Below are 10672 nucleotides of genomic sequence, written 5' to 3' on the forward strand. Positions count from 1 at the left end.
AGAGACTCACGCGATGGCCCTCTTACGTCAGGGACCGACACGCCGCCATCACTTACACCACTCCCCGGGACGCTCCCACGAGTTCAAGCTGCCCGACGGGCGAACCGTGAAGATCACCGAACGGGCGCTGCGTGACTTCAACGACCACGACAACTGCTCGTTCTGTGCGGGCAGGGCGGCCGCGCATCGCGGAGAATCGAAGGATAGTAATCCCTTCCCGCCGGGCGATTTACCTCCAGCGTCGCCGCAGCGCTACGAGTCAGACCACTGGTTGTGGATGGCTGGCCACGAGGTGGGAGCCACGGAGCCCGGAGGATTGCTGTGGTATGAGCAACCCAACCGCGGCTGAAACAGTGCAGCTGCTGACCAAAAACAGCGAGTGCTCACATCGCTGCCTGAAACCGAGACCCGGGAGCCCCCGAATTGGCAACCACACCGAAACACTCAATCAGCGTCGCCGGAATCGTCATAAAGGCCGATGGCCAGGTCCTCGTGATCAAGCGATGCGACACCGGCCAATGGGAGCCGCCCGGCGGCGTCCTAGAACTAGACGAATCTTTCGAAGACGGTGTTCGACGCGAAGTCCTAGAAGAAACAGGCTTACTGGTAACGGTGGAATGCTTCAGTGGGGTCTACAAGAACCTCAGCCGCGGCGTCGTCGCCCTTGTCTTCCGGTGCCGCCGCGCCGCCGGCGACCCGCACCCCACCGCCGAGGCGCGTGAAGTTCGTTGGATGACGACAGAGCAAGTCAAAGCCTCGATGACCCCAGCATTCGCGGTGCGCGTACTGGACGCCTTCGACGAGGACATCCACTCTCGCGCCCACGATGGAGTCAACCTCGTGGGATAGCTTGTGCTATCGCTCGTGCTTGGAGATGTTTTCCGCGTGCCAGCCCTTACTGAAGGCCGCCATCAAGTGTGTTTTCTCGCCGACCTCGGCGCCTTTGAGTTCGGCACACATCCGCTCGTCGGCGAGGGGTGATGCTGGCCGACCGGCCAGGAACGCGGCGCGGCCCAGCTGTTCAGCGTCTGCTTCAGTAATCCTCGGCTCCTCACTGGTTGATTAGCTGCGGGGTTCTCGTCTGCCCGCAGTTCATGGGCGGACGGTTACCAAGCAGCGCCGCGTGGAGACAGCGGCCGAGCGGGGAACGGCACTATTCGCGGTGGTATGGGCCGTCGAGGATTCGGCAGTGCACGGAAAGTGGTGGCGCGTATATGATTTCGCTGCAAGCGGTGCATGACCAGGTGGTGTGCCCGCCGGCGCAGCTGCAGCCGGCGTGGCCCACAATGACTTGTCGAGGTCCCAGTGGGTGATTGTTGGAGCAGCGCTGCGGTGGGTAAGTCATCCAGCCGCCGGTGGTGCAGCGGACAAGCTGGCCGATCTGTGGCATAACCAGAAGAGTATCGGAGTTCAAGAGGGGCCGGAGAGTGCGGCGAAGGGCCCGCTGGGGAGGTTTGGGAAAGTGCCAGGCGGGCTCAGTGTTTTGGGGGGCAGGTGAATTCCACGTCGAACGGCTTGGACACGGTTCCAGTACCGGCAGGGTCAGGGCTTGTTGCCGAGCCGACGATCTTGTAGGTGGGTCCGGTCTTGGTGACTGTCGGTTTGGGGCCTGTATTTGAGTCGTTGTATGTCAGCGGCAGGCCATCGACGGTGCCGAGGGTGAGATCTTGGAGCATCGGGTTATCGCCTGCGCTGAGGGTGACGGCGATGGCGTCTTGGTGGCTGCCGAGGTTGGCGAAGACCATATTGGCGGCTGTCACACACTCGACCGTGTTCTGGATTTGCCGGGCCTTGCCGTCGACGATGACCTTCACTGCGGCAGACTGAATCGCCCTGGAAATCCTGGAGGCTCCTGACCTTGGAAACGAGGATGGAGCAATGCCGAAGGAACAGTCGCCAGGGAAGCCGACGACGCGCAGGTACAGCCCGGAGGAGAAGGCCGCCGCGGTGCGGATGGTCCGCACGTTGCGCGCCGAGTTGGGCACCGAGCACGGGACGGTACATCGGGTTGCACGCCAACTCGGGTATGGGATCGAGTCGGTGCGGGCCTGGGTCCGCCAGGCCGATATCGATGACGGGTACGCGCCCGGGGTGTCTACCGCGGAGTCCAAGCGGATCAAAGATCTCGAGCAAGAGAACCGAGAACTTAAGCGCGCCAATGAAATTCTGAAGCGAGCCGCCAGTTTCTTCGGGGCGGAGCTCGACCGCCAACACCGCAAATAGTGGCGTTCATCGACGCGAACCGCGACGAGTTCGGGGTCGAGCCCATCTGCACCGTCCTGCGATCGGCAGGCCTGCAGGTGGCCCCGAGCACGTATTACGCGAACAAGACCCGAACTCCGTCGGCGCGGGCCCAGCGCGACGCGGTGATGCGACCCGTCATCACGCAGCTCTGGGAGGACAACTACCGGGTGTATGGCGCCCGTAAGCTCTGGAAAGCCGCCCGTCGCGCCGGCCACGACATCGGCCGTGACCAGATCGCCCGGCTGATGCGCGAGGCTGGGATCGCCGGTGTGCGCCGTGGCAAACGGGTCCGCACCACCAAACCCGGCCCAGGTGCACCACGGCATCCCGATCTGGTGGGCCGGGACTTCACCGCGAGCGCGCCCAACCAGCTGTGGGTTACCGATCTGACGTTCGTGCCGACCTGGGCCGGCGTGGCCTACGTTTGTTTCCTGACCGACGCCTTCAGCCGGATGATCATCGGCTGGCGCGTCGCTTCGCACATGCGCACCACCGTGGTGCTCGACACCATCGAAATGGCCCGCTGGTCACGCGGAAAGATGTTGGCAGGGTTGCGATGTCATTCCGATGCCGGATCGCAATTCACATCCATCCGCTACAGCGAACGCCTTGCCGAGATCGGGGCGGTGCCCTCGATCGGGACCGTTGGTGACAGCTTCGATAACGCCCTCGCCGAGACGGTGAACGGCTACTACAAGGCCGAACTCATCTACGGACCGGCCCGGCCAGGACCATGGAAAACCGTCGAAGATGTCGAGTTGGCCACGCTGAGCTGGGTGCACTGGCACAACACCAGCCGACTGCACGGCTACCTCAACGACGTACCTCCAGCAGAGTTCGAGGCCGCGTTCTACGCTACGAAACGGACCGACCACCCACTGGTCGAAATCCAATAGCACGAGCCTCCATCAAAACCAGGGCGATTCAGACGGTGCACTCGCGGCCGGCGCGCTGGGCCCGTTGTGTGAGCCGCTCGAACATCCGACAAGCGCACTACCGAAAACCGCTGCGCCGCCAACGGCGACCATGTATCCGCGCTTCACGATCTGCTCCTCATGTCGCAGAACGAAGAGTAACCGAGGGGGGCCGGCCCGCTCACCCCGGCCAGGCCTTGCAAAGCGAGTGTCCGGTTCATCTGGAAGGTTCGGCGTCGTGGGCTCCTACAAGCCGGCTGAACGCAGGTCTTGGTCGACGAGTTCGAGGATTTCGTTGTCGCCGCGGTCGCGCAGGATCTGCGCAACCTCGCGGGGTTTGCAGCAAAGGCCTTGGGCCAGTGCGGCAATGGTATCGCGGACGGGTATACCCAGCAGGGTCTGCAGGCGGGTCCGGGGAGCCTCGTCCAACTTAATCCGCTGTGCAGCTAGTGCGTTGTCGCGCACCGTGAACGCCAGCACGAGGGTGTCGTCTCGGCTCGCACCGAGGGCAGCCGCAAGGGGTCGCAGTGATCCGACACTGGGACCGTGTGTGCTGGAAAGTCGCCAGGCGAGGGTGATATCGCCTAGTGACCCTGTAAATACACGTTGGCCGCCGGGGTTCATTCCCAGTGCCGTGGCCACTGCGGCATGGATGGGTTGGCCTGAGCCGCGCAGCAAGTCGGGGGTTACGGCGAAGGACACCCGTATCTCGTTGCCTCCGTTGCGGAACACGCCGCGTGCTGCGTGCAGCGGCGGTACGGGGGGCCAGCCATCGTCTGCCGTTCGCCTGCGCACCAGGCCGTCTTCGACGATGAACCCGGGTGCAGCCAGATAGGTGCGGACCGAGACCTCCGCTATGTCGGGAAACCTTGCCTTCATGTCGCTAACTACCGCCGCGACGCTGGTGGTTCCGCCGGCGGCGTCGATGCGCTTTGCTATCTCGCCGAAGACGCCGGCGTACTCGTCGAGTCCCCACTGGCGTAGCGCCCAAGTTCGTCGGGTAGCCCGGGCGAAGCGGTGATCGGCGAACAGCGCCTCTCGCACCGCCCGAGGATGATAGTTTTCGCCGATCGCGGCGGTGATCAAGTCGGCGGAGGCGGGGGTTTCGGACACGTGCAGTATCGCCTCGGCTTTGTCGGCGGCCGAAGTGCCCCATCGCACCCACTTGTCGCCGAAGCGTCGCAATCCCTGCCGGCTCTCGACGAAGTCCACCACGCTGTCAGGTCTCATGCCGATGTGGCCGAGTTCTTCCACAAGAGCAGCAGTCGTCGGGGCTCCTAGTCGTGCGAGTGCTGCCTCTAGGGTCGCTGAAGCGGTGGCTAGTCCGTCGGTTGATGTGTCCTCGAGCCAGTCCTTTCGTCGAGCGTAGGGGCCAGCGACGTGAAGCAGCAGCAGTGCTGCCTGGCTGCTGGGGTGGATCCCGAGGTCGCGCAGTGTGGTGTTGATGGTCTGTTCCCGAACCAATGGTCCCAGTAGGCGATTGAGTTGTTTGGCGTGCGCGAGAACATCGCGGTGAGCCGGATCGGCGAGCAGCTCGGCGAACCGACGTTCAACCTTCGGTTGGCGCCGTAGAACGGAAGCGCCGCTGGCGCCGAGCGCCCGGCCGACCTCCTCACTGGTCTGTGGCTGGATTGCCCAGAGCCGGGCCGACAGAATGGTCCGGTCGTGTTCGGTGAGGCGGTTTAGTAGTTGTGCGGCTGCCGACGCAGCGTCACTATTGCCGGTTGACGGGACCGCCCTGGCTTTCGCGACGGCGTCTTGCGCGCAGGCGATGACGGCGTGGACCGTGGCGACGCCACCTTTGGGTCGGTTGAGCAGTGACGTGATGGTCTCGCCGGCGAGATCCGACCAGGTCGTGAGATCCGCAGAGTAGACGGTGTGGGCGCGGGTAGGCAGCCGACCGTAGGGGATGGGCTGCGCGCCGATGTCGTCAAGGCCGTCGACGAGGTCCCTGATCGGCGCGTCAGCCCGTTCGGGCGCGGTCATCGCTTCCCACCAGTCGGTCGTCATGGTGAACGGAAAGGTACCTCCGAAATGCAGGTGACAGGGCATCGGGCGGCCAATGCCCATAGCGGGCGGGGCCGCCGGAACTGGTGCGGCGCAGCGGTGCGATGGGCGACAGCACCAGCGTATCGCTACAGGACGCCACTTCTCTACGCATGGATTCTGGGCACTGCCGTACCTGATAGTGCCGCATGGTGGAGGTAAATTCCCTGTACGCTGCCCAGACGTGCGCAATCGGAGTGGCGCTACAACGCCGCTACAGTTTATGGCTTGCGAGCGCTACGGTTAGTGTGTTTGACTCGTTGCACTCGGGGCCAGCGGAGATGGCTCCCACACCCACAAGGAGTCCCGCAAGATGGCCCACACCATCAGTTCGCCGACTCACCCGCAAAGCCCCACCGGCTTCGGCCCGTCGACCGAAGAACCCACGGTCGCACTTCGCCCGCGGCCCGGCATCGGCCCAGCCCCCATCCAGCATCAACCCTCCCAGCGAATGGGGCCCCAACAGTGGGGACACGGCGCAACCGCCCCGGTGAATCACTACGCAGGACCGAGACCCGGTGCGGCGCCGTACAATTCGGCCCCCTGGGGGAACCCGAATGCATGGGGCTCGCCGCCACCATGGGCGATGCCGCCAGCCGGTGGCGCGCGCCGCAAAACGCAACACTGGCTGCTTGCGGCGACCGGGGCGGTCGTGGCGGTCGCCGCCGTCACCATCGCCGTGGCCGCATCGACCGGAAAGGACAACGGGTCCGCAACCGCGTCCCACGGTGTCCCGGTCCCTAACCCGCCGACCAAATCTGCCGCTGCGCCGACTCCACCCCCACCACCGCCGCCCAGTCTTGTCAGCGACGCCACGCTCCCGACACTATTGCCCGATCCCGCCCAGGTGGCTCAAGTCATGGGCACAACGGCCATGGACCCGATCGACAAATTGTCCGGGCCGGGTATGTACACCGATAACGCTGACCCGGCCCAGTGTGTTGGGTTAGTGATTCCGGCGGCCAAAAACGCCTACGCGGGCTCGGGTTGGCGCGCCACCTACGTACAGGCGCTGCATGATCAAAGCAATCGGGTCTTTGATGGGGTGACCACTTTCCCGGCAGCTTCGTCCGCGGGCAACTTCGTGACGCAACAGGAACTTGCCTGGCAGGGCTGCCGATTCGCGCCGGTCGTATTGGGTCCAGAGCACGACAAGCCGATCACATGGACGATCCAGGACGTCTCGCGACAAGGTGACACCGTGACAGCACGCATCTCTGCGCAGGGTGGTCTCTCGTGCCAGCGCGCCCTGACCTCGAAAAGCAACGTCGTCATCGATGTGAGTGCCTGCAGCGCGCACCCTTCCGATGAGGCGGTCACCCTCGCGTCGGCGATCTCCCAGCGCGTCCAGTAACCATGCGTGCATTGCTGCGGTACACGGCTGGTCTGGCCAGCGGTTTCCACCACACCCAGTCCGGCGGCATGACACGGCATCCAGGTGGCGGCCGCCGGGGATCGGCTCGATGGGGTAACTGGCGATCCCGGTTGTGGCTGGGATCTTCGGTGTCCGTCCGGTGGGATGGTCACGTGCAACCGGCATCGTGCAGGCGGCCGGCCGGGGTTACCCCGCGTGGGGGGTGGCGGCGCGCCGTGTTGGTGGCAGCCGCAAGCTGTGTGGCGCTGTCCGGTTGCGCCGACGTCGTGCAGGGACGGGCGGTGTCGCCGATCTACGACCCCGCCACGGCAGGCGGGCTGCCGATAAACAACGTGCCCAGCGGTCCACGCGCCAACGCTCCCGCGCTGACGCTGACCGTCCACGGGACAGACATGGGACCGATCGATAAGCTGGCGGCCCTGTCGGTCGAAGACATCGAGGAGTACTGGCGGGTGAACTTTCCTCGGACCTTGTCGGGGAAGTATGAGCCGGTGACGGATTTGTACTCCTACGACTCCCACAATCCGGCGTCGCCGACGATATGCGACAACGACACCTATGGGCTGACCAACGCGTTCTTCTGTGACAGTGACTGGCTGATTGCCTGGGACCGGGGAGCGTTCTTGCCGGTGGTGCAGAAGTACTTCGGCGATGCCGCTGTCACCGGGGTGCTCAGTCACGAATACGGCCACGCAATTCAAAGCATGGCTCACCTGGTCAAGAAATCCCGGACTGTTCTGGTCGCCGAGCAGCAGGCCGACTGTTTCGCCGGGGATTACCTGCGTTGGGTCGCCGAGGGCAAGTCGCCGCGGTTCACCCTCGACACCGGCGATGGATTGAACAAGGTGCTGGCCGGCGTCATCACCAGCCGCGACCCAGCGTCAGTGAAGGCCAACGACTCTCGAGGCCACGGCACCGCATTGGACCGCGTCGCGGCATTCCAGGCGGGTTTCACCTCGGGCGCCACCGCATGCGCGGCCATCACGATGGAGTCCATCCAGGCGCGCCGCGACAACCTGCCCGAGGCGTTGCAGCCGGCGGCCAGCGCGCGCCGGGCTGACAGGCCGATCACCGAGACCAGCGTTCGCCAGCTCATCGACGAGCTCGCAAAGATCCTGTCCCCGAAGACCACACCAACGCTGTCGATGCAGCCAGCGCAATGCGCCGGCACCGAATCGACCACACCGGTGTCGTATTGCCCGGCCTCAAACACCGTGTTCGTCGACCTGCCCGGTCTGCAAAAACTGGGTGAACCCGGCGATGAGCGCCACGACTACGTGCTGCTGCAGGGCACCAACACGGCGATATCGGCGCTGATCTCCCGATACGCGCTGGCCGTTCAGCACGAACGCGGCCTACCTATGAGCTCCACAGCGACCGCGCTGCGCACCGCTTGCCTGACCGGCATCGCGGAGCGGCAGCTCGGCCAAAGCGGGGACGCGGCAACGTCTTTGACGTCACGCGACATCGACCAAGCCGTAGCGGGTCTGCTCGGCAACGGGCTAGCGGCCAGCGACGCCGACGGAACAACGGTGCCCGCCGGGTTCAACCGAATTGCGGCCTTCCGCGCCGGCCTCACCACCGGCAGCATCGAGCGGTGCTATGCGGATTTCAGAGCCTGACCGGCGCCGCTACCGCGGCGGCCGATTGAAGTGGTGGAGTAATGCTATGCCAACACGCGGTGTGGGCCCCGACGCGCTCAAGTCGACCGACAGGCCGGGGCGAACGGTGCTGCGGGTGTTCACGGCAATCGCTGCGGCGACCCTATTGGCGGGATGCTCGACGGTCGTCGACGGCCGCGCCGTCAAGGCCAGCGTCAGACCCGGCTCGTCCGGGGTGGATGTGGCACTGCTCGATCCGGGCAACTATCCCCGCCGCCCCAGTCCGCCGCTGGGAAAGGTTGCCAACGAGCAGGCGGGCGCGCTCATCGAAGCGGAGCGGATAGCCAACAATGTGGTGGGCCCCTGGGAAGTTGACCCCAGCCTGCAGGTGACGGTCCCCGTCAACACCAAGGTGCTGCCCAACGTGGAGTCCGTCCGGACGTTCTGGGGCGACGACCTGACCCCTGCGGTGGCGGCGCACAACTACGTCACGGGGTTCACCACCGAACGGATGTCGCTGCCACCAGCACCCGGCAAGCCGGCCGGGACCGGCGAGAAGGGCAAGACACTGTGCAACATGGTACTGAGGTTCGCCACCCCTGCGGATGCCGTAGCAGCCGCCAGCGAGATGGCCGCCAAAGACGCCGCGATGCCGCACCCCGACACCACAGCACCCCCAGTCCGGCTCGCGATCCCGCACCACCCGGACACCATCGCCAATAACCTCAACACGACGAAAGGCTTCGAAGCCGACGTGTTCACCGCGCGCGGGCCTTACGTGCTGTTCCAGGATGCGGGCGCGATGGAATCAGTCGCCGCGCTCACGCAGATGATCACGACCGTGCTGGATCTACAAGGCCCGCTGATTGACCGTTTCCAGGCGACACCGGCGGACCAGTTGGCTACTGTGGCGGCCGATCCCACAGGGCTCTTGGCGCGCACTGTGGCGGCCAACGACACCACACACGGGGCGGTGTTCGAGCCGCACGCGGCGCTACAGTTCCGCCATAACCCAATCGACACGCAGAAGATGTTCACCGCCGCCGGGGTGCAGCACCTAGTGATCAACCGGAGCGCCGTCTACGAAGCCGTAGACCCTACCGGAGCAGATCGTGCTGTCGAGTTCCTCGTGCGCAGCGACGTGCCCGAATACGGTTACCAATCCTCAGCGGGTATCACCGGACTACCCGGTGCGCGCTGCTTTGACCGTGGCCAGAAACCGGACCAGGACAGCCGTATTCGGTACCTGTGTGTGGCCGCCGCCGATCGCTACGCGATCCGGGTGACCGCAGCCCAGGAACGCGACGCGCACCAGGTCGTTGCCGCCCAATACCTCATGTTGACGGCCAAATGAGTACGGCGCGCAGGCGGAAACCGGTGGGAGTAAAGACATTCGGCACATGTCATATGAGCGCAGTCAGCCAGCAGGCACTGCCAACAAGTGGATGGACAACACGCCCAAGGGGAACGGATGATGAGAACTGGTCTGCTGCGCAATTACGCCGCGATGTGGGTGCTGATAGATCTGGGCTTTACCGGTGTATTTGTCTGGGAGGCGTTTCGCACCACCAACCAGATCTTCCGTATCGAGATGGTGGTGTTGGCACTAGTTTGGTCCGGGGCCGCGCTGATGTGGCTCTTGCGTTCGAGGAACGATGCCAGACGAGGATGGCCCACCACCACGCCAAGTCCGCGCGCAGCGATTGCGATAGGCCTTGTCACATTGGCTCTGGGCGGCTACGAAGTCTGGGCCTTAATTAACTGGGGCGATGTCTTCTACCTGATCTGCGGCGCGGGCTTCCTGGCGATGGGCCTCTGGTACGTAGCGCTGGGAGTAAACACCTTGCGGCACAGGTCACGTCAGCGCAGTCAGCCAGCAGGCACCGCCGACATCTGAATCGACAATATGCTCAACGGGAACAACTGATGAAAACACCAGCGCCGGCCAATGGCCGCCCGCGCGTGGGCGGCGCCCGGGGGTGTCGGATGCTTCGGCGTCGCCGGTCTGGTTGCTGGGGAATTCCTTCGCACGGCAGACCCCCGGCCTACGCCGGACTCTGATGGCGGTGGCGAAGATGCTTTGTACGGCGGTCGGATAAGGGGTTCTCGTGGCTATTAATGTGCGTCGAGCTGTGCTGCTGCTACCGGTCTATGTGGCGTGGATGATCGGCGTTGAGGCTTTCTTCGACTCGTCTGGGTTGAATACGCACGCCGACCTGCCTGCGTGGCTGCTTGTCGCCTTCACGCTCACGGCGCTGGCGGCCTGTGTCATCGTGGCATGGTTTATCACGCAGAAGGCTCGGGGCAAGATTTCCGTTACGCGCGAGCGTGCCTATGTGGGCCTGCTGATAACGGTTGTCGTATCAGGATTTATCGACGACGCGCTCAAGGGGTTGGCATCGCTTGTTTTCCACGGGTCAAGTCCCGGGAAGTGGTGTAGTGCTGCGTGATCCGGTGGGTTAGGCGGTGAGTGCGGGCATGTCGTTGGCTCC

General features: G+C 64.5%; 10 protein-coding genes and 1 other annotated feature. Of the genes, 8 read left to right on the plus strand and 2 right to left on the minus strand.

The window, feature by feature from the left end:
- Nucleotides 1-13: 13 nt before the first annotated feature.
- Together AWC14_RS12415 and AWC14_RS12420 are read left to right on the plus strand one after the other, a co-directional pair.
- Nucleotides 14-349, plus strand: coding sequence for a hypothetical protein (locus AWC14_RS12415; protein ID WP_249026329.1), 336 nt, complete (start codon nt 14-16; stop codon nt 347-349).
- Nucleotides 350-423: 74 nt separating this feature from the next.
- A complete protein-coding gene (locus AWC14_RS12420) occupies nt 424-849 on the plus strand; it encodes an NUDIX hydrolase (protein WP_084025100.1) in 426 nt (141 codons plus the stop codon).
- Nucleotides 850-1475: 626 nt separating this feature from the next.
- Here the strand turns inward: AWC14_RS12420 and AWC14_RS12425 are convergent.
- Complete coding sequence (locus tag AWC14_RS12425; RefSeq protein ID WP_158089903.1) at nt 1476-1814, minus strand: lipoprotein LpqH; 339 nt, start codon at nt 1812-1814, stop codon at nt 1476-1478.
- 64 nt (nt 1815-1878) lie between these two features.
- Here AWC14_RS12425 and AWC14_RS12430 point away from each other — a divergent pair.
- Nucleotides 1879-3140, plus strand: a protein-coding gene (locus AWC14_RS12430; protein WP_085989545.1) for an IS3 family transposase whose coding sequence is annotated in 2 segments (ribosomal slippage) — nt 1879-2182 and nt 2182-3140 — 1263 coding nt in all. Because the reading frame shifts where the segments join, the coding sequence is not laid out codon by codon here.
- Nucleotides 2178-2309 (plus strand) — a sequence feature (AL1L pseudoknot). Its footprint overlaps the gene before it by 132 nt.
- A 264-nt stretch (nt 3141-3404) precedes the next feature.
- Here the strand turns inward: AWC14_RS12430 and AWC14_RS12435 are convergent.
- Nucleotides 3405-5168 (minus strand): hypothetical protein, encoded by a 1764-nt coding sequence (locus AWC14_RS12435; protein WP_084031238.1) that lies wholly within the window; start codon nt 5166-5168, stop codon nt 3405-3407.
- Nucleotides 5169-5790: 622 nt separating this feature from the next.
- Between AWC14_RS12435 and AWC14_RS29970 the strand changes: the two genes are divergently transcribed.
- The 5 genes from AWC14_RS29970 to AWC14_RS12460 all read left to right on the plus strand — a co-directional run bounded on the left by AWC14_RS29970 (nt 5791) and on the right by AWC14_RS12460 (nt 10630).
- On the plus strand, nt 5791-6558 hold the full coding sequence (locus AWC14_RS29970) for a sensor domain-containing protein (protein ID WP_170925408.1): 768 nt from the start codon (nt 5791-5793) through the stop codon (nt 6556-6558).
- Between the two features lie 173 nt (nt 6559-6731).
- The gene (locus AWC14_RS12445) at nt 6732-8201 is read left to right on the plus strand and encodes a neutral zinc metallopeptidase (protein ID WP_394334663.1); all 1470 of its coding nucleotides are present in this window, start codon (nt 6732-6734) and stop codon (nt 8199-8201) included.
- 46 nt (nt 8202-8247) lie between these two features.
- A complete protein-coding gene (locus AWC14_RS12450) occupies nt 8248-9534 on the plus strand; it encodes a DUF7373 family lipoprotein (protein ID WP_236723998.1) in 1287 nt (428 codons plus the stop codon).
- Nucleotides 9535-9651: 117 nt separating this feature from the next.
- Nucleotides 9652-10077: a hypothetical protein gene (locus AWC14_RS12455; RefSeq protein WP_084024871.1), complete on the plus strand. Its 426-nt coding sequence runs from the start codon at nt 9652-9654 to the stop codon at nt 10075-10077.
- A gap of 211 nt (nt 10078-10288) precedes the next feature.
- A complete protein-coding gene (locus tag AWC14_RS12460) occupies nt 10289-10630 on the plus strand; it encodes a hypothetical protein (RefSeq protein ID WP_142281677.1) in 342 nt (113 codons plus the stop codon).
- Nucleotides 10631-10672 lie beyond the last annotated feature (42 nt).

The organism is Mycobacterium kyorinense (assembly GCF_002101735.1).
Lineage (GTDB): Bacteria > Actinomycetota > Actinomycetes > Mycobacteriales > Mycobacteriaceae > Mycobacterium > Mycobacterium kyorinense.

Bases quoted from the DNA above. Each gene is read 5' to 3' on its own strand.
- AWC14_RS12415 (WP_249026329.1), top strand. From the start codon at position 14: ATGGCCCTCTTACGTCAGGGACCGACACGCCGCCATCACTTACACCAC.
- AWC14_RS12435 (WP_084031238.1), bottom strand. From the start codon at position 5,168: ATGACGACCGACTGGTGGGAAGCGATGACCGCGCCCGAACGGGCTGAC.
- AWC14_RS29970 (WP_170925408.1), top strand. From the start codon at position 5,791: ATGCCGCCAGCCGGTGGCGCGCGCCGCAAAACGCAACACTGGCTGCTT.
- AWC14_RS12450 (WP_236723998.1), top strand. From the start codon at position 8,248: ATGCCAACACGCGGTGTGGGCCCCGACGCGCTCAAGTCGACCGACAGG.
- AWC14_RS12455 (WP_084024871.1), top strand. From the start codon at position 9,652: ATGATGAGAACTGGTCTGCTGCGCAATTACGCCGCGATGTGGGTGCTG.